The following is an 18,960-nucleotide window of genomic DNA, read 5'->3' as shown; positions in this document are numbered from 1 at the left end:
TCATCACGATTTTTTACTGCGGAAAAAAGCAAAGCGCTTTTTCTTGCCCGACAAAGGCAACTCGCTGCGATTGAAATCATCGATGACCGCCAGATTGGGGCCCAATTGCAAAGCCAGCACTTCATTCAACGAGCGCAGTCGGCGGCTGGACAACTCTTGCACCAAGGCGACAACCACGCCCAACAAAGCACCGGCAATGGCTGCCAAAACAACATTCAGCGGCAGCTTGGGGGCCCATGGCGCAACCGGAGGGGTGGCGGGATTCAATACTGCCACATCAGATTGCACCGCTTGTGCATCCAGATTGACCTGTGTTGCACGTGCGCTGATAGACTTGAACGCTTCTTGGGCGCTATCCAGCTCACGGCTCAATACTGCCAGCTCATCCCGCTTGCGGTTCAAATCCAGCACTTTGGATTTTTGCGCGGCCACTGCACTGCGCAGCTCCCCTTCACGCTGCAAATATATTTGAGCACTGCCGCCCACCGCAGTGGATGCAATATGGGTTTGCTTGTCCAGCTCGGCTTGCAGATTATCAACATCTGCCTTGGCCGCCAGATAATCCGGATGGCGGGTACCCAGCTTCTCCGACAACTGCGCCAGTTTGGACTGGGAAGTTGCCAGGCTGGCTTTCAGGTTTTGTATAAGGGTGTTATTGGTGACATCCGGAGAGGAGTTACCACCGCCTCTTACCTGGGCACGACGCGATGTGGCTTCCATGGCCTGGGACTGTGCTTGCACCAACTGACTGGACAAATCATTCAGGCGGGCATTTTCCACATCGTAATGGTCATCTACATTAACAATGCCGTTTTCTTGCTGATATTGGGACAACTTGCGCTGCGCGGCTTCGTAAATGGCCTTGCGACGGTTGATTTCACCCGCAAAATATTCCTGCGCTTGTTGCGAGGGTTCAACTTTCAGCTCAACACTCAATTGCTGATATGCCGATGCAAATGCATTGGCCATGGTAGCTGCGTACTTGGGGTCATTACTCTTGTAAGTAATTTCCAGGACATTACTGTCCTTGGACGGAACAACATCCAGCTTGCGCAACAGCATGGAAGCAATCCAGTCCTTGAAATTGCCATCCCCTGCTGTTTGCTCCTGAAATGAATCCTTCAACGCAGCAGACTTGTCCAGCTTTAGGAGGTCAACCACACGCAACGCAACACGCTTGCTGGAGATAATATCAATCTGGGTTGGTACATAGCCCGGTGTCAATTGCGCAGGCAGGTTAATACCGGAAACAGGGTCAAAACCCTTGAAGTTAAGCACCAGACTGGTGCTGGCTTTATAGGTTTTTGGGAAAACCAGGCTGGCCACCACAACAAGAACAAGCACGGACAACCATACCTTGATGATTGTCTTTTTCCGTGCCCGCAAAATGAGTAACAACTGTTCAATATCCATAAAACTCCCGGCGCTCAATTGGAAACTGTGTAGTTAAAATATTCAGAACCAGCTTTCCTTGACGTACACAATATCGTCTGGCAGCAAAACAGTTTCCTCGTTGATGTCCTTGATTTTCTGTAACTTGCCATCCGCATCCTTGCGCTTGATTTCCAGCCCACGCATGGTGCCCTTGTCAGTCAGGCCGCCACCCAAGGCAACTGCCTGCAGCACATTCGTGCCACGATCCAGCCGGAAGGCACCAGGGTGCTGCACTTCGCCATAGATAAAAAAGCGCGATGCACGTTCAACAATGATTACGTCATCCTTTTTCACCCGCAGGTTTTTTTGCGGGTCTCCCCCATGCGACAGCTCATACAGATCAATCTGGTATTTGACGCTGCTACCGTTTTCATTGCGGATCAGGGTAACCATGTCACCACCATCCGGCGTCACGCCACCGGCACTGGCCACCATATCGGTTACAGTGCGGCCATTATCCAGCACGATGCGGCCAGGCTTGTTCACCTGACCAATCACCGATACCAACTGGCTATTCACCGTAGTAACCAGAATATTGACCTGCGGGTCTTTCATATACCCCTTGTCACGCAGCAATTGTGCAACCTTGCGTTCCGCTTCTGGTGTGGACAGCCCCCCCACCTGAACAGGGCCAATCATCGGGACGGTTACATCTCCGCTATCCGTAATACGGGTATCAGTTGGCTGATTGGTATCGCCATAAATGGTGATACGCACAATATCACCAGGCCCTAAAGGCAAATCACCAGCACTGGCTGCTTTCGCCACAAACAGAAACAGCGCCAGGAACAGGAAAAGAATTTTTTGCATGGAACAAGTCCAATCAGGTTTCAATTTAATAAAGACAGGTGTTTGGCACCACAGGGCAAACATCTTCTTATTTCAATGACTTAGCTTGCTCGGTATAACTTACCTTGGCAGCATCTTTCAATTGCTGCAGATGCGTTGTCAGCGTTTCTTGCACTTTTTTCTGCTCCAATACGCGACGAATCGTCTCTTTGGCATCGCTGATTTCAACCGGGTCATTATACTTGTTACGGATAACTGCAACAATTGTAAGCTTTGGTTCTTTAACGGTGAACAGTATGCCTGGCTGCATATTCCTTATCTTTTCCAGCAACTCTGCAGGTAGTTCAGCGCTGGACTTCCACACCATTTGTCGTTGGTATTTCAAGCCATGCTGTACCAGGTAAGAGGAAACCTCATCCCAGCTGCCGGCTTGCACTGTCTTTTGCAAACCTTCATCGACATTATCACTTTCCAAAACCAGTTGCTGAAACTGGAATTCGGTCCGCTGGGCAAATTTTGCAGGATTCTGTTGGTAAAAATCATTGACTTCAGCATCCGTCACCTTCGGTGGTTCACTCACCAGTTGCTGAATATAGGCCTGGGAAAGCACAGCATCACGTGCACGTTGAATCTGCATTTGAACGCCAGGATCCTGATCCAGCTTTTTACCCACAGCAGCATTGACCAATAGTTGGCGCGATACCAAATTTTCCATTGCCACAGCCTTGGAAGGCTGTGGCAATGAGGCTAATTCGGCATTCAGCTGGTTTACGGTCAGCTCGGCATCACCCACTTTGGCTAAAACCTGACCAGAATTGCCAGGCTTGTTACACGCAGTCAACAACATTACCGACAACAAGCAAATGCCCAATTGCTTACTCAGTGCATTATTTTTCATGCTATCCCCTAAACTGGCACAAGCATCAATACGCATTTTCTTTTTTCAACACGATGGACACTGTTTTGAGAATGATTTTCAGGTCGAATAACAAAGTCCAACGTCGCAGATACTCCAGGTCAAATTCGATACGTGCCTGCATTTTGTCCAGCGTTTCGGTTTCACCACGCAAGCCATTTACCTGAGCCCAGCCAGTAATACCGGGCTTGACCTTGTGTCGCAACATGTAGCCCTTAATCTGGGTTCTATACAATTCATTGTGCGCGACCGCATGCGGCCGTGGACCGACAATGCTCATTCTTCCTTGCAACACGTTGAAAAATTGCGGCAACTCGTCCAGTGAGGACTTACGCAAGAATGCCCCTACCTTGGTCACCCGCGGGTCACCCTTGCTGGCCTGGGTAACCACTGCCGCATCCTCCATTACCCGCATGGAACGGAACTTGTAGACGATAATTTCTTCACCATCCAGTCCATAGCGCCGCTGTTTGAAAATAATGGGGCCTTTGGACGTTGTCTTGACGGCAATGGCAATGCAGAGCATCACAGGCAATAACAGAACCTGAATGATAGAAGCCAGCACAATATCCGATACACGTTTCACCATACTGTTAAAGCCGATAAATGGCGTTTCGCAGATTGCCATTACTGCCACACCACCGATATAGTCGAAACGAGCACGGATCAAATTGAAAATATAAATATCGGGAATGAAGTAAACAGAAGCCGTTGTGTCCTGCAATCCATCCAGCAACTCCATCACACGCGGCTGCGCGGACATGGGCATACTGATATATACCTGATTGATATTCTGCTTGCGGCAGAACTCAACCACATCTTTCATTCCACCCAACAACTCGATATTTGCACCTTCCGGCTGGCGCTCCATTCCGCGATCATCAAAAAAACCAACCAGATTAACCATCAGCGACGGATAATCATGAATACGCTTGGCCAGGTTCAAGGAGGCCGGATTGACCCCAATAATGACCGCCTTCTGTACCTGCCCAGTCAGGTGATAGCGATGAATCACATGAATCAGAAAGGCACGCTTGGCAATCAGCATGGGTGCCACGCTCACATACCAGAAGTGCAAGATTCCTGCATCAACATGGTCATCCAGATGGCTTAACCAGGTGACCGCATAAAAGGCAAGCAGGACAAAACCCCAATCCAGCACGGAATCGCGTAGCAGATTAAAGGTAATACCATGACGTGCCCTTGCTGTACTCATCCAGCCAAAGATATAAGACGCCAGGAAGAAAATAACAATGGCGATATCAATATGGTATTCATTGACAGTTCGAGCAACAATGAAATTAAGTAGCAGATAATAGACCGCGATCAGCAGCGGCTCGAAAAAACGATGCAACAAGGAAAAAACAGCACTAGGCTTATTATTATGCTGCATCGTTCTGTCATACATACTCAGCATTTACACCACCCTCAATACGTATATTTTGCAGAAATGCTAGCACCCAACGCCGAATAACTGCTGCCATTGATATTGGAAGCATTATTCTCTTTACGCAGCGACATCAGGAAGGCCAGCTTTTGATAAGCGTTATAAGTCATATCTACACTCGCCTTTTTATAGGTATCTTTCCTGCCCAGAGGTGAAACACCGGAGATAATGGAAACACCATTGTAGTTTCTGTTTTCATAACGATACTGGGACAAGAAAGACACCTTGCTTGTCAGCGCATAACGCCAGGACAAAGCATAGCCTTTGGACAGGGCAAAGTTGGCATCAGCCTCGGTCAAGCCACTAAACGTCTGCCATGCACTGACACCCAGGGTAGACTTGCCACTAGCCTTCCAATAGCTGCTCAACCTGGCATTCAGGCCACTATATTTACCGACATCCGTATCCTTGCGGCGTCTGGTTTGCCAACCTCCCTCCAGATCAAAGCTCAAATCACTCTTGGGAACCCAGCGTGCCTTGAGATTATATTCATCCTGATAATAGGAGTTATCCAGGGTCGCTCCATTAACAACTGTTGTATTAGGATAACTGCCATTGGTGGATTTGGCATATAGTCCAAATTCATTATCTTGCACTGTTTTATACAGCACCCCAACACTAGCAGCCAGGCTTGTGTAATCGTACTGATTAAGTTGCGCATTATTATAATCAGAACGTACCGAAGTCACTCCGGCAGTCAGCCCCCAATGATTCGCAATGCTCCATACGGCATCCGCATTGGCCGTTGCATAGCTGGTCATTGTTTTTTCAGTCACCTGAAAATACCTGAACGGCGTCAATGTTTGCGAATAATCATAACTTACATGACCAGTCAACTTGCTGCCTATTACCCAGGCTAATGATGAGTTCAGTTTCTTGTCATTATTGCTGTATTGCGAAAAATAATCATACTTGTTATGCGTAGCCGAAACACCCAATTGCACTTGCTGCCTGCCATAGCTTTGGTTGTAGAGCAAACCCAGTGTTGCTGACTGCACCGTGTCTGACATTCTGCTGGTCCCGTATTTGGACTGAGCGGCATTAGCATCTTGCACATCAAAAATGTTATTACTGTAATTCACTTGGTATTGTGCATAGGGATGCAGACCCGACTGCTGTTCAACTCCCACATAGCTTGCAGCATGAACCGCATATGATACCAAACCAGCAATCAGTGCCATTGACCACTTAAAATCGGACACACAACCTCCTATTATTCCATACCGCCATGTATCGTCGTAGCTATTTTACACTACGACCATGCTAAACAATTCTACAAAGTCAAATAACTAATCATCAAAGAAATAAATTCCCTACTACAAAATAGAATTAAGCATCCCAGCAAACTCAATCGACCCTTCAACCGTATAGTGACCATAATCGAATTGAACAGGGACATTATCTATTTCAGTTAAGCATTTTCCATTCTTGCACCACAACGAAATCGGGGAAATATAGCTTACCCCTCTCTTTTCTGCGATATTAGCCATTTGCGGATCCAAAAAAATGGCATCTTTCAGCATCGACGTATTCAACACAGCTTCATCTCCTTTCCATACCAACAATCTTGGCAGGGATGACACGTACTGTGGAACAGGGCCTATCAAAATCAACTTATCCGTATATTTTTTATACTCATTAATCGTAGCAGGCAGGATACTCATATCCTGCCTAGCCCAACGACCCGCCATTATTAAAATATCAACCTTATTACTTTTGAGCCAATCATGTAAAAACACATTATAGAATTCTTCGCAGTCTCCATGCTTACGATTGTCTATCAATGGCCGACAACCCGTATGAGTTGCTTGCAGAATATTATAGTCAGAGAATTTTTCCTTAAAACCAGGCCACAAGTGAGCTGCATGGCTATCACCAATGATCAAAATATTTTTTTTCTTATCAGAAATTGATAAGCATCTTTTTGCATCAAAAGACTCCCCTTTCTGAACAACAAAACAGCTACCTTCTCTATATTTTTCATCTCCATGATAACTTATATAAGTTGCAATTCTATTCTGCCTACCATCAAAGCGCCATTTCAACCCACTATCCTGATTCACAACCAACACAGCTAACAAGGAAAATGCAAATAATAAGCCGGCTGATTTAAATGCAAGTTTTGCATTAATTTTTTTCGCACTCACGCGCACCGGTTGCTCTACAAAACGCCAAGACAAGTAACCCAACACTACTGAAATAACGAAAAGAACAACCTTACCAACCAGATTCAGCTCATGAAAATAGAACACCGACGCAAATACAACCACCGGCCAATGCCATAAGTATAGAGAATATGAAATTTTGCCAAAAAATGTAAAAATATCATTCGAGATAAATTTACTAGCAAATCCACGTCCATTTGTTGCAAGAATACATGCCGTACCAATACATGGTGGCAAAGCTGAAAACCCCGGGAAAACCACTTGCTCGTTATACATCTTGACCGGAATCAATATAGCCAAAAGACCAACCAGTCCTAAAAATACTGAAGTACGATCATCCAATTTATTACCACGAGCCACATAAACCGCCACAGCCCCAACCCCAAACTCCCAAATCCGAGCAGGCATCATGTAAAATGCGAAAGACTGATCAATAGATACAAGATACTGCGATAGCAGTATGCATGAAATTACAAAAACTGCTGCAATTCCTTTTTTACTAATCGTTCTATTTTTATGAAACAAAACCAACAAGAATGGCCAAACTATGTAAAACTGCTCCTCAACTGACAGTGACCACGTATGCAACAGAAACTTTGCATGTGCATCACCACCAAAATAGTTAGCCGTCTTAAAAAAGTATGCATTGGAATAAAAAAAAGATGCGCCTAAAATTTGCCCACCCAGATCAAGCAATTCATCTGGTAGTAAAACATAACTACCAACCAAAGCAACAATTACCAGCATTGCAAACAGTGCAGGAAATATTCTGATAATCCGCCGACGATAAAATTCTACTACACTAAATTTTCCACTCTCGGCTTCATCAATAATAATTCCTGATATCAAGTACCCGGATATTACAAAAAATATATCTACACCAACGTAACCACCGTAAAAACCCGGAAAACCAAAATGGAATAGCACAACCGACAGGACTGCCAGTGCACGCAAACCATCTATATCTGATCTGTACTTCACTGTTTTATTACTCCAACTATTTTTATTTTCAATGAATTTAAATATTCATAAGCAACATAAGAGACCAGCAAATCACTAAATGGGTGCGCACTCACTTAGTTAGCAAGTACTACTGCAATAGCACTGAATCCATCAACCTCTGGCCTATAATTTTTAGCTCTACTCTTATGATGTTTCCAACAAAACCACACCTTCTTTTCGCTGAATTTAAGTAAATCATTAAATAGCAATATTGCTTGTCTGATGGGCGCAGACACTGCATTTTCTGTCAGTTGCAGAAGTTAACAAAGTTTCAGCCGCACATCAAAATGAATCTTTGCGCTGCAACAAAATTGTCGTCAAATTCGCTGTTGGTTTTCAAATCGGTTTGTCATTTTAAATACATGCTAATCAAAGCTAAATTTTCCTCACCTCGCCAAATACGTATAGTTACTGATGGACATCCTGTGAAAACTAGTAAAGACGTGTTTTGTTCGTAGGTTTGTTTAAATTGCAGGCAAATAAGCACACTCCACACCACCAGCCATACGGTCGTTTTTCTTTGCCTCAGCTACGGATTCAGGCGCATTTGTTTCAAATTAAAATGATTTGCTTCGAATTTGAGCAACTCATCCTGTTGCGTCGTGGTCAGGATTGTTTCAATCCCATACGCTGCCAACGGAATCGCCGCCACTTGATCATGCTGGCTTGTACATGCCCGGCTTTGATAGAAGCTGTATTCATCGCCGGCAGCCATGTAGTGCCCTGCTTTGATGCAGCAAACTTGTTGCGCTTGTTTTGACAGGTTTTTGCAGCGGATGGTGAGGGTGCTCAGCACCTGTTCGCCCCTTGCAGACTTTCCGCTTTTACATGTTGCCAATGAGCATTCATTGCAATGTCCGTCCTTGCCTGGCTTTTCCGCCTCATCACCGACATGCGTCGTTCGTCACGCCAGGTAGCGCGGTCTGCTTCCGCCTACCCTGGCAGTGGTGAACCTTGCCTTCCCTCTCCCTGCACTAGATAATCCCCTCCGTGCCGTTCAATAGCGGCATCAGGATTGGCGTCCTGTAATCAGACGGACTTTGGTCAAAGCCCATGCTTTGTCGCGTCCGTACACCATTGCACGTCTTCTATGGCGGGCCATGGTGGGAGCCTCTTACGAGGCGCCGTTCCTGGTTACGGTACGCCAATCCTGCCATGTGCCTGCCACCCCCGATTGGCGTCGGGCGGCAGGTAAACATTCCAGGAGACCATTCATGATTTTCCCTGTTTACTTGCTTGCCGCCTCCGCCCTATGCCAACCAAGGGGAGGGCGCAGCTCATGACACACCAAACCACCACACCCATCCTCCCCCTGATGCGCCAACACATCGTCCTGCTGCAGACCATGCTCCAGCAGGACCGCTTTGCCGCGCTGCGCAGCCCGGTGCAGGAGTTGGCACATAGCTTTGCCCAGCTGGAATCGGCATTACGGGAGCAGGCCCAGACGCTGGAGGCAGTGATGGCCTTGCTGGCTCTGCATCCGTCTGATGCCTACCGCAATCACTTGATGCAGGGCTTGCTGGGTTTGCAGCGGCAACAGCAGCATTTACTGGCTTAAACCCACGCAATTCACCCATGTAAAACAACCCGGCTGCCAAATAGGCAAGCCGGGTTGTTGTTAGCGTCGAAACAAACACTGCACCAGCCCAAATCTGACTTCCTGGTGATTCTTTTCAGATGGCTTGCTGCTCGCACTCCGACATTGCGAGAGTCTCAACAGAGCCACCGCATGCTCCATTGCCGCAGGCTGCCATCCTAGGGCCAAGCCAGCGACCAACGCTTTGCCCATGGAGATGGCTTCTCCATACGTCACACGCTGCCACTCCCTTGCAAAGCTAAAAATACACAGCCCTCTCTGACTGAGCACCCCGCTGGCACGTGCTCAGCAAATAGTACGATTGCCGATTTCAAACAGTTGTTTTACATTAGCCAATCGCCTGGAATAGGGCGTAAAAAACAAAACAATACTTACAAATCAAGACACAACGAGGGAGACTCACCACATGACTGCCAAGTCCGTTACCGACTGGTTCATACCGGAAACCATCCGCCAATCCCCCGCCCAGGCCATTGGCGCACGCACAACGGTGGGCGTTGGCCTGCTGGCCGGTTGTATTGCCCCGCTGTTTTCCATCGAGTACTTCATGCTGAATCACCCGGCCATGGGCACCGGCATTGCACTGGGCGGGCTGGGTTTGTTGCTGGCGCCACTCTTGCTGAAACTCACCGGCGCACTGCGTTTTTGTGCCGAGCTGATTACCAGCTGCATGTTCGTGATGGTGTGCTGGATGGTGTATGTCAACGGCGGCATCATGTCCACCAGCGTGGTGTGGTTTGCTTCCATTCCGTTTACCGCCATTTTCGTGGCTACCCGCCGCTCCGGCATGGTGTGGATGGTGCTGACCATTCTGGCTATCGGGCTGTTCTTTTTGCTGTCGTCCGACCCCGGTGCGCTACCACCGGTGCCGATCGACCATGCCGAAATTCCCAAACTGCAAGCCAAGTCGCTGATCGGCCTCACCATCGTGGTGTTGTCGCTGGCCATGGCCTTTGACAAGGCCAAGGTAAAAAGCCTGGAAAAGCTGGAACAGGCACGCGCCGAGTCCGAGCAGGCCAGCCGCGCCATGCGCGAGATGATGGAACAGGTGGCGCGCTCCATTCGCGCTGCCTCCAGCGCCAGCCGCGACATTGCCGACAGCACCGGGCTGATGGCACAAACCATGGCCGAGCAGCGCAGCCGTGCCGAAGACATGATGGTGGTGGCACAGCAGATGGCGGTCGTCACCAGCCAGAACGCCGCCCAGTCCGACAGCGCCACCCGGCTGGCGCAAACCGCAGGCGAGGCGGCCAGCAGCGGCGGCCAGGTGATGGACCAGGCGGTATTGCAGCTGGGCCGCGCCGGGGAAGTCATCTCCCATGCCGCCAGCAAGCTGGAAGACCTGGGCCAGCGCAGTACCGAGGTCAACGGCATCGTGCAGCTGATTCGTGACATTGCCGACCAGACCAACCTGCTGGCGCTCAATGCCGCCATCGAAGCTGCCCGCGCTGGTGAAATGGGGCGCGGCTTTGCCGTGGTGGCAGACGAGGTGCGCAAGCTGGCCGAGCGCACGCAGAACGCCACGCTGGATATCGAAACCAAGATCAAGCTGATTGTGGATGGCACCAATCAGGCCATCATCGCCATGCGTGACGGCAACAGCCAGATGCAGGCCGGGCGCAGCAATGCGCAGGAGGCGCAGCAGAACCTGCAAGGCATCATTCAGGAAACCCGCCAGCTGGCCAGCCTGCTGGAGGAAGTATCCCGGGCGGAAAGCAGCCAGAACCAGGGCTTTGCCCAGTTTGCCGGTGACATTACCGCGGTGGGCGAATCCACTCGCTCGCTGTCCACCGAAACCCGCTCCATTGCCGATGCCATCAAGCGGCTGGACCAGTTGCTGGATGATCTGGGTCGCAGCTCGCAGGCCCAGCACGCCGGCTAGTCGCCACAAGGCCTCATCATGCCCGGACCGCCAACTGGCGGTCTTTTGCATTTTGTCCCCCTCCCCCCTCTGCTATACTGCCCGGCTTGTGTAAACCAGTGCTCTTTGCCCGATGACCACCCCAGCTCAGCAACTGTCCCAACTGAAATCCCGCCTTGCCCATTGCCTGCTGCGCGACCGCCACGGCCTGCGACGCAAGCTGAATGATGTGGCTGAACGGCTGAAAAAAAACCAGCCGGCCGACAAGCTGCTGGATGATGTCCGTGCCCAGCTGGAACGCTCGACGGCCCGCGCCGATGCCCGCCGTCAGCACATGCCGCGCCCGCAGTTTGACCCTGCCCTGCCGGTCAACCAGAAGCTGGACGACATCAAGGCCGCCATTGCCGGACATCAGGTGGTGATCATCTGCGGCGAAACCGGCTCGGGCAAAACCACGCAGATTCCCAAAATCTGCCTGGAGCTGGGCCGTGGCGTGTACGGGCTGATCGGCCACACCCAGCCGCGCCGTCTGGCCGCACGCTCGGTGGCCACCCGCATTGCGCAGGAGCTGGGCTCGCAACTGGGCGAGCATGTCGGTTTCAAGGTGCGCTTTACCGACAAGCTGTCGGAGAAATCCGTCATCAAGCTGATGACCGACGGCATCATGCTGGCGGAAACCCAGACCGACCGCTATCTGGAAGCCTACGACACCATCATCATCGACGAGGCGCACGAACGCAGCCTCAACATCGACTTCTTGCTGGGCTTTCTCAAGCAGCTGCTGCCGCGCCGCCCTGACCTGAAAATCATCATCACCTCGGCCACCATCGACGCCGACCGTTTTGCTCGCCATTTTGATGGCGCACCGGTGATTGAAGTCTCCGGCCGCACCTTCCCGGTGGAAGTGCGTTATCGCCCGCTCAAGCAGCGCGACGAAGACGAGCGCGAAATGGAAATGGAAGACGCCATTGTCGACGCCGCTGACGAGCTGTCGCGCCAGGGTGCTGGCGACATGTTGGTGTTTTTGCCCGGTGAGCGCGAAATCCGCGAAACGGCGGAAAAGCTGCGCAAGTCCGGCATTCGCGGTTATGAAATCCTGCCCTTGTTTGCCCGCCTGTCCAACGAGGACCAACAGAAAATCTTCAAGCCATCCGGCGGACGGCGCATCGTGCTGGCCACCAATGTGGCGGAAACCTCGCTTACCGTGCCGGGCATCAAGTATGTGATTGACACCGGCCTTGCGCGCATCAACCGCTACAGCCCGCGCGCCAAGGTGGAACAGCTGCAGGTGGAAAAGATTTCCCAGGCCGCCGCGCGCCAGCGGGCTGGCCGGTGTGGCCGGGTGGAAGCCGGTATCTGCGTGCGCCTGTACAGCGAAGAGGACTTCAACGCTCGTCCGGCGTTTACCGACCCGGAAATCGTCCGCTCCAACCTGGCAGCGGTGATTCTGCGCATGGCCGCGCTGCGCCTGGGCCGGGTGGATGCCTTCCCCTTTCTGGAAGCCCCCAGCAGCCGCCTGATTGCCGACGGCTACCAGGTGCTGACCGAGCTGGGCGCGGTAACCGACAGCAACGAACTGACCCCGATCGGCAAGGAGCTGGCGCGCATTCCGGTGGACCCGAAAGTGGGCCGCCTGCTGCTGGCGGGCCGCGACTTCGGCTGCATGCGCGAGGTGCTGATCATCGCTTCGGCGCTATCCATCCAGGACCCGCGCGAGCGCCCTTTCGAAGCGCGCGAAGCCGCCGAGCGTGCCCAGGCCCGCTTCAATGATGAAAAGTCCGACTTCCTGTCCTATCTGCATTTGTGGGACTTCTTCAGCGAAGCCATCAAGCACAAGAAGTCAAACCGCCTGCTGGTGAACACCTGCCACGAGCACTTCCTGTCCTATCTGCGCCTGCGCGAATGGCGCGAGCTGCACGGCCAGCTGGCGGAGATTGCCAGCGAACTGGGCCTGATCAAGCGCGAAGCAGCCCATGCCGATGCCGAGCAGCCCGATGCCCAGATGTCGCAGAAAAAACGCCAGCAACTGGACGCCGTGGCCTATGAAAACCTGCACAAGGCGCTGCTTACCGGCCTGGTGGGCAATATCGGCATGAAGAATCTGGAAGGCGACGACTACCAGGGCGCTCGCGGCGTCAGCTTCCATGTTTTCCCAGGTTCCGGCCTGAAAAAGAGCAAGCCCAAGTGGCTGGTGGCAGCTGAGCTGGTGGAAACCACCCGCCTTTACGCCCGTTGCGTGGCCAAGATCGAGCCGGAATGGGTGGAAAAACTGGCCCCCCATCTGGTGAAGTACCACTACTTTGAGCCGCACTGGGAAAAGAGCCGCGGCGAAGTGGTGGCCAGCGAACGCGTCACCCTGTACGGCCTGACGCTGATTCCGCGCCGGGCGGTGAGCTATGGCCGCATTGCGCCGGAAGAAGCCCGCGAGCTGTTCATCCGCGGGGCGTTGGTGAACATGGATTACGTCAGCAATGCGCCCTTCTTCCAGCGCAACCAGCAGTTGATCCGCGAAGTGGAGCAACTGGAACACAAGGCGCGCCGTCAGGACGTGCTGGTAGATGAAGAAGCGCTGTATGCCTTCTATCACGAACGCATTCCGGCTACGGTAGTGGATGCCGCCAGCTTTGAAGCCTGGCGCAAGGAAGCGGAAAAAACCGAACCCAGGCTGCTGCACCTGACACGCGAGGAACTGATGCGTCACGCTGCCCAGCATGTGACGGAAAACCAGTTCCCGGAATGGCTGGAACTGGAAGACGGCAAGCTGCGGCTGAAATACCGCTTTGAACCCAAGCACCCGCTGGATGGCGTCACCATGGATGTGCCGCTGGCCATTCTCAACCGTCTGCAACCCGCTCCGTTTGAATGGCTGGTGCCGGGCATGATCCGCGACAAGCTGCAACAGCTGCTCAAGGGCCTGCCCAAGCAGGTGCGACGCTGTTGCGTGCCGGTGCCGGACTTTGTCACCCGTTTCCTCAGCAGCAATCCGGACCTGCAGCAGCCCATTGCGCCGCAGCTGGCGCGCTTCATCCTGCGCGAAACCGGTGGCGTCAAGGTCGACATCGACGAATTCAACAAGCAGGAGTTGCCGGAACACCTGCTGTTCAACTTCCGTATCATCGACGACGGCAAGCAGGAAATCGGCCTGGGCCGCGACCTGCTTGCCATGCAAAAACAGTTTGGCCAGGCCGCCCAGCTGACCTTCCGTGACAGCAGCGCCGATTTTGAACGGGATGATGTCAGCAGCTGGGACTTTGGCGATCTGCCGGAAAGCATCCAGTTTGCCCGTGGCCGCCAGCAGCTTACCGGCTATCCGGCGCTGACGCTGGAACAAGACAAGGTGGCCATCCGCCTGTTCGATACCCAGCCCGAAGCCGAACGCCACCATCGCGCCGGGGTGATCCGCCTGTTGCAACTGCAATTGAAGGAGCAGATGAAGCAACTGGGCAAGGGCCTGTCCGGCATGACCCAGATTGGCCTGAACCTGCGCAATGTGGCCAATGCGGATGTACTGCTGGCCGATGCCATTGCCTGCATCTGCGACCGTGCCTTTATTGGCGAAGACGCGCTGCCGCGCAGCGAAAAAGCCTTCAACGAGCAGAAAACCCGTGCCCGTACCCGACTGCCGGCAGTGATTCAGGCAGTCACGCAGTATTTGAGCCAGATCGGCAGCGAATACATGGTGCTGTATACCAAAATGCAGAAGCACCGCCTGGGCAATGAGCTACAACAGCAATTGAGCCGCCTGGTTTACCCCGGCTTCCTGCAGGCCACGCCATGGGCACAACTGCCGCACCTCACCCGTTACATGCGCGCCATGAGCCTGCGCATGGACAAGCAGCCGGCCAACCCGCAGCGCGACGGCCAGCGGGCGGCAGAAATCCGCGAGCTGTGGAACAAGTGGGAAGCCCGGCTGGCAGATGAGCGCGAGCGCGGCGAACCATCTGCCGCCTTGCTGGATTTCCGCTGGCAGCTGGAAGAACTGCGCGTCAGCCTGTTTGCCCAGGAGTTGAAAACGCCTTATCCGGTTTCGGTGAAGCGCTTGCAAAAGGCATGGCAGGATTTACCCAAACAATGATGATTATCAACATTTTCACCCGATATGCATGAGTGAAAATGTTGGTATATCTATATAATTTGGCCATTCAACGCTAACGGTGTGCCATGCCAGATCGCTCCTTGTCTGACAAACTGAAGTCCAGCGCCATTTCCATCGGCAAGGAATTGCCGATGGATGTCTATGCCAAAAACGGCATTCTGCTGCTCAAGCGCGGGCATTATGTGCTGACGCCGGACATGAAGCACCGGCTGATCAAGCTGGGTTTTGCCGAACACGCCGAAGAACCCAAGCCGGCGGACAAGACCGACGCAGAAGGCTACAAGAACCAGCTGCTGTTCGAAGAAGTTGCCTTCCTGCAGCAACGCGTACGCAGCATGTTGCAACATGCGCTGGGCCGTCCCGGACTGGAAGGACGGGTGCGCAGCATCGCCCAGGCGGTGATGACACTGTGCGAACGGCATCCGGACGGGCTGATCGCCGCCATGCTGCTGCTGCCCTTCCAGGATTATGCGGCGGCCCACTCGCTGCATACCACTGCGCTGCTGGCACTGATTACCCGGCAGATGAAACTGCCGGCAGATCATCGGGAAATCCTGCTGTGCGCAGCACTCACCATGAATATTGCCCAGGTGGAGTTGCAAAACGAACTGTTCCGCCACCAGGGCGCACTGGCAGCAGAACAGCATGCCGCCATTCACGAGCACCCCTTGCTCAGCTCGGCCATCCTGCGTGAGGCCGGCATCGAGAACGATTTGTGGCATGCACTCATCCAGACCCACCACGAAAACTGGCATGGCAAGGGCTACCCCTTCGGGCTGGATCGCAAGCAAATTCTACCGCCAGCCCATTTGCTGCACCTGGCCGACATCACCTGCGCCAAGCTGGCGCCGCGCAGCTACCGGCCGCCACAACTGCCGGCCACCGCGCTGGGGCAGCTGTTCCAGCGCAAGGATGTGGACTTTGATGCCGCCTTCACCACCATGCTGATCCGCGAGCTGGGCATTTATCCACCCGGCAGCTTTGTCCGACTGGCCAACGACGAAATCGGCGTGGTGCTGGCGCGTCGCCAGAAGCCCAGCGAGCCGCAAGTGGCCGCGCTGCGCAAGGCCGATGGCCCGGCTTATGCCGAGGTATTGCTGCGTGAAACCAGCCACGCGGCCTACAAGATCATCTCGCCTTGCCCGGCGCATATGTCGGGTGTGCGCATTTCCTTTCTGGCCGGGCTGTGGAAATACTGAAACCCCTTTACTGACAAGGAAAAGGGGCAAGGTAAAAACCATGCAAGGGCAGGCGCATCGGCCTATAATCGCAGCTGGCCTTAAGTTCAGTAGCCACTTGCCAACCCAGCCGACGACACGCTCAGCATGAACACCCGTTTCAAGATCCAATTACAGGACAAGGTAGCGCCCGACCAGATTCACATGGGCAAGGAACTACCACTGGATGTCTATGCCAAGAACGGCCTGCTGTTGCTGCGCAAGGGGCATTTCGTACTGAGCGACCGCCAGCGCGAAAAGCTGCTGGAAATGGGTTATTCGGTGGACGGCAACCGTCTGGATGCCATCAACCTGCCGGAACAGCCGGACACCATGATGGTGCGCGAAAGTGTGCTGCATGAAATGGCCTTCCTGCAACAGCGCACCCGTACCCTGCTGAGCTATGCCATGCAGCTGGAGGACTTCCCGCGCAAGGTATCGCTGGTGGTGCGCGACATCGTGCGGCTGACCGAGCAACACCCGGACGGCGTGATTGCCAGCCTGCTGCTGGTGCCATTCAATGAATACGGCCCGGCGCATGCCCTGCACACCACCGCCTTGCTGGCCTTGCTCAGCCGCCGCATTCCGGATTTGTCCGCTGAGCAGCGCACCTCCATGCTGTCTGCCGCGCTCACCATGAACATGTCCATCTGCGAGCTGCAAAACGCGCTTTACCATCAACAGGAAGCGCTCAGCCCACAGCAAGAGGACGAAATCGCCAGCCACCCCTTGATGAGTTCCGCCATCCTGCGTGAAGCCGGGGTGAGCGATGAGCTATGGCACTGGCTGGTACAGACCCACCATGAATCCTGGCTGGGCAATGGCTACCCCTACGGGCTGGGGCGTGGCGAGATCGAATCGCTGGCACACATGCTGCACATGGCCGACATCACCTGCGCCAAGCTCACCCCGCGCAGCTACCGTGCCGGCATGGTGCCCGCTGCCGCCCTGGGGCATATTTTCCAGCGCAAGGACCACGAATTCGACCCGGCCTACACCACCCTGCTGATCAAGGAACTGGGCATCTACCCGCCCGGCAGCTTTGTCAAACTGGCCAATGATGAAATCGGTGTGGTGCTGGCGCGCCGTGAAAAAGCCAGCGAACCGCAGGTGGCTGCCATTCGCCGCAGTGACGGCCCGGCATATATCGATGCCCTGATCCGCGACACCAGCCAACCGGCACACAAGGTGGTGGCACCCTGCCCGGCCACGCTGGCAGGCGTGCGGCCTTCTCATCTGGCACGGTTGTGGCGTACCCAGCCCAACTGAACTTTCAGCTGCAAAATCAAAAAAGCCGGCATTTGCCGGCTTTTTGCTTGAATCAACGCGATTAACTGGCCTCACCCACAGCCGGCCCCTGCAACACGTTTTGCGGAATGGCCAGCGCCTTCACCTCTGCCTGACGCGCAGCAAAGGCCGGACTGAGAATTGCCTGCTGCCAGCCGGTAATGTCTCCGGTCCCGGCCATGCGCTGCAAACGCTCGGCCAGACGCGGCTGGGCAGGCGGCTGCAGCCCGGCCAGCACTTCATCGGCACGTTCCGGCTGATTGCACACCAGCACCATATCGCAGCCTGCCGCCAGTGCAGCTTCGGCACGTTCGACAAAGCTGCCTGCGCCAGCGGCACCTTCCATGCCCAGGTCGTCGGAGAAAATGACGCCATCAAAAGCCAGCTTGCCGCGCAGGATGTCTTGCAGCCATACCGGCGAGAAGCCCGCCGGGCGGCTGTCCACTGCCGGGTACACCACATGCGCCGGCATTACCGACCCCATGCCAGCCTCTGCCAGGCGGGCAAACGGAATCAAGTCGTCTGCTTCCAGCTCAGCCAGCGTGCGGTCGTCCTGCGGCATCACGAAATGGCTGTCGCCAGCAACAAAACCATGACCAGGGAAGTGCTTGCCGCACGTGGACATGCCACCTTGCCGCAGGCCACGCTGCAAGGCCAGGGCCAGTTCGCTGACAATGTGCGGGTCGCGATGGAAAGCCCGGTTGCCGATAACGGCACAGCGGCCCCAGTCCAGATCCAGCACTGGGGTGAAGGACAGGTCGATGCCGCAGGCACGCAACTCAGCCGCCAGCACCACGCCGACATTCTCGGCAGCGGCACGGGCGGCAGCTTCGTCCTGCTGCCACAGCTCGCCCAGCACATTCATGGGCGGCAGACGGGTGAAGCCATCGAGAAAACGCTGTACACGGCCACCTTCGTGGTCCACAGCAATCAGCAGCTCGGGTGTGCGCAGTGCGCGGATTTCCGCCGTCAGCGCCTTGAGCTGGTCGATGTTCTGAAAATTGCGGCGGAACAGGATGACGCCACCCACCAGCGGGTGGGACAAGCGGGCTTTTTCCTGCTCGGTCAGGCTAAAGCCGTGTACATCCACCATGACCGGTCCACGCGGCAGATTCGCTACTTGCATGGCTGATTCTCCAAGACTGTGCG

Annotated in this window: 13 protein-coding genes; 5 read left to right on the top strand and 8 right to left on the bottom strand. The window is 53.9% G+C overall.

Annotation, left to right across the window (positions count from 1 at the left end):
- Positions 1-3: 3 nt before the first annotated feature.
- The 7 genes from epsF to DKK66_RS15775 all read right to left on the bottom strand — a co-directional run bounded on the left by epsF (position 4) and on the right by DKK66_RS15775 (position 8,549).
- The gene (gene epsF / locus DKK66_RS15805) at positions 4-1,413 is read right to left on the bottom strand and encodes a chain length determinant protein EpsF (RefSeq protein ID WP_131359609.1); all 1,410 of its coding nucleotides are present in this window, start codon (positions 1,411-1,413) and stop codon (positions 4-6) included.
- Between the two features lie 42 nt (positions 1,414-1,455).
- On the bottom strand, positions 1,456-2,307 hold the full coding sequence (gene epsE, locus DKK66_RS15800) for a polysaccharide export protein EpsE (protein ID WP_207389794.1): 852 nt from the start codon (positions 2,305-2,307) through the stop codon (positions 1,456-1,458).
- A gap of 4 nt (positions 2,308-2,311) precedes the next feature.
- On the bottom strand, positions 2,312-3,121 hold the full coding sequence (locus DKK66_RS15795) for an EpsD family peptidyl-prolyl cis-trans isomerase (RefSeq protein ID WP_165494193.1): 810 nt from the start codon (positions 3,119-3,121) through the stop codon (positions 2,312-2,314).
- A gap of 25 nt (positions 3,122-3,146) precedes the next feature.
- Positions 3,147-4,532, bottom strand: coding sequence for an undecaprenyl-phosphate glucose phosphotransferase (locus DKK66_RS15790; protein ID WP_131359605.1), 1,386 nt, complete (start codon positions 4,530-4,532; stop codon positions 3,147-3,149).
- A gap of 35 nt (positions 4,533-4,567) precedes the next feature.
- On the bottom strand, positions 4,568-5,788 hold the full coding sequence (locus DKK66_RS15785) for an outer membrane beta-barrel protein (RefSeq protein WP_131359603.1): 1,221 nt from the start codon (positions 5,786-5,788) through the stop codon (positions 4,568-4,570).
- Positions 5,789-5,902: 114 nt separating this feature from the next.
- Entirely contained in the window at positions 5,903-7,732 is a 1,830-nt protein-coding gene (locus DKK66_RS15780) for an acyltransferase family protein (protein ID WP_165494192.1), read from the bottom strand.
- A gap of 550 nt (positions 7,733-8,282) precedes the next feature.
- Entirely contained in the window at positions 8,283-8,549 is a 267-nt protein-coding gene (locus tag DKK66_RS15775; RefSeq protein ID WP_131359599.1) for a hypothetical protein, read from the bottom strand.
- A 483-nt stretch (positions 8,550-9,032) separates the two neighbouring features.
- Here DKK66_RS15775 and DKK66_RS15770 point away from each other — a divergent pair, with 483 nt between their 5' ends.
- The 5 genes from DKK66_RS15770 to DKK66_RS15750 all read left to right on the top strand — a co-directional run bounded on the left by DKK66_RS15770 (position 9,033) and on the right by DKK66_RS15750 (position 17,793).
- Positions 9,033-9,311, top strand: a complete 279-nt coding sequence (locus tag DKK66_RS15770) for a hypothetical protein (protein WP_131359597.1) — start codon at positions 9,033-9,035, stop codon at positions 9,309-9,311.
- Between the two features lie 445 nt (positions 9,312-9,756).
- Complete coding sequence (locus DKK66_RS15765) at positions 9,757-11,232, top strand: methyl-accepting chemotaxis protein (RefSeq protein ID WP_131359595.1); 1,476 nt, start codon at positions 9,757-9,759, stop codon at positions 11,230-11,232.
- Positions 11,233-11,344: 112 nt separating this feature from the next.
- Entirely contained in the window at positions 11,345-15,286 is a 3,942-nt protein-coding gene (hrpA, locus tag DKK66_RS15760) for an ATP-dependent RNA helicase HrpA (RefSeq protein WP_131359593.1), read from the top strand.
- 86 nt (positions 15,287-15,372) lie between these two features.
- A complete protein-coding gene (locus DKK66_RS15755; RefSeq protein ID WP_131359591.1) occupies positions 15,373-16,506 on the top strand; it encodes an HD-GYP domain-containing protein in 1,134 nt (377 codons plus the stop codon).
- A gap of 126 nt (positions 16,507-16,632) precedes the next feature.
- The gene (locus DKK66_RS15750; RefSeq protein WP_045847961.1) at positions 16,633-17,793 is read left to right on the top strand and encodes an HD-GYP domain-containing protein; all 1,161 of its coding nucleotides are present in this window, start codon (positions 16,633-16,635) and stop codon (positions 17,791-17,793) included.
- Between the two features lie 61 nt (positions 17,794-17,854).
- On the opposite strand, the gene nagZ is transcribed toward DKK66_RS15750, so the two are convergent.
- Positions 17,855-18,937 carry a beta-N-acetylhexosaminidase gene (nagZ, locus tag DKK66_RS15745; protein ID WP_131359589.1) on the bottom strand — a complete coding sequence of 361 codons (1,083 nt, stop codon included), beginning with the start codon at positions 18,935-18,937 and terminating at the stop codon, positions 17,855-17,857.
- Positions 18,938-18,960: the final 23 nt, after the last annotated feature.

Origin of the sequence: Aquitalea sp. USM4 (assembly GCF_004328945.1) — a bacterium.
Taxonomy (GTDB): Bacteria; Pseudomonadota; Gammaproteobacteria; order Burkholderiales; family Chromobacteriaceae; genus Aquitalea; species Aquitalea pelogenes.
Note: the sequence above shows the minus strand (reverse complement) of the source record. Positions and strands in the feature narration are given on the sequence as shown.

Excerpts from the sequence above, each read along its gene's own strand:
- hrpA (WP_131359593.1), top strand. The coding sequence starts at position 11,345 with ATGACCACCCCAGCTCAGCAACTGTCCCAACTGAAATCCCGCCTTGCC.
- epsE (WP_207389794.1), bottom strand. The coding sequence starts at position 2,307 with ATGTTTGCCCTGTGGTGCCAAACACCTGTCTTTATTAAATTGAAACCT.
- DKK66_RS15790 (WP_131359605.1), bottom strand. The coding sequence starts at position 4,532 with ATGCAGCATAATAATAAGCCTAGTGCTGTTTTTTCCTTGTTGCATCGT.
- nagZ (WP_131359589.1), bottom strand. The coding sequence starts at position 18,937 with ATGCAAGTAGCGAATCTGCCGCGTGGACCGGTCATGGTGGATGTACAC.
- DKK66_RS15770 (WP_131359597.1), top strand. The coding sequence starts at position 9,033 with ATGACACACCAAACCACCACACCCATCCTCCCCCTGATGCGCCAACAC.
- DKK66_RS15750 (WP_045847961.1), top strand. The coding sequence starts at position 16,633 with ATGAACACCCGTTTCAAGATCCAATTACAGGACAAGGTAGCGCCCGAC.
- DKK66_RS15755 (WP_131359591.1), top strand. The coding sequence starts at position 15,373 with ATGCCAGATCGCTCCTTGTCTGACAAACTGAAGTCCAGCGCCATTTCC.
- epsF (WP_131359609.1), bottom strand. The coding sequence starts at position 1,413 with ATGGATATTGAACAGTTGTTACTCATTTTGCGGGCACGGAAAAAGACA.
- DKK66_RS15795 (WP_165494193.1), bottom strand. The coding sequence starts at position 3,121 with ATGAAAAATAATGCACTGAGTAAGCAATTGGGCATTTGCTTGTTGTCG.
- DKK66_RS15765 (WP_131359595.1), top strand. The coding sequence starts at position 9,757 with ATGACTGCCAAGTCCGTTACCGACTGGTTCATACCGGAAACCATCCGC.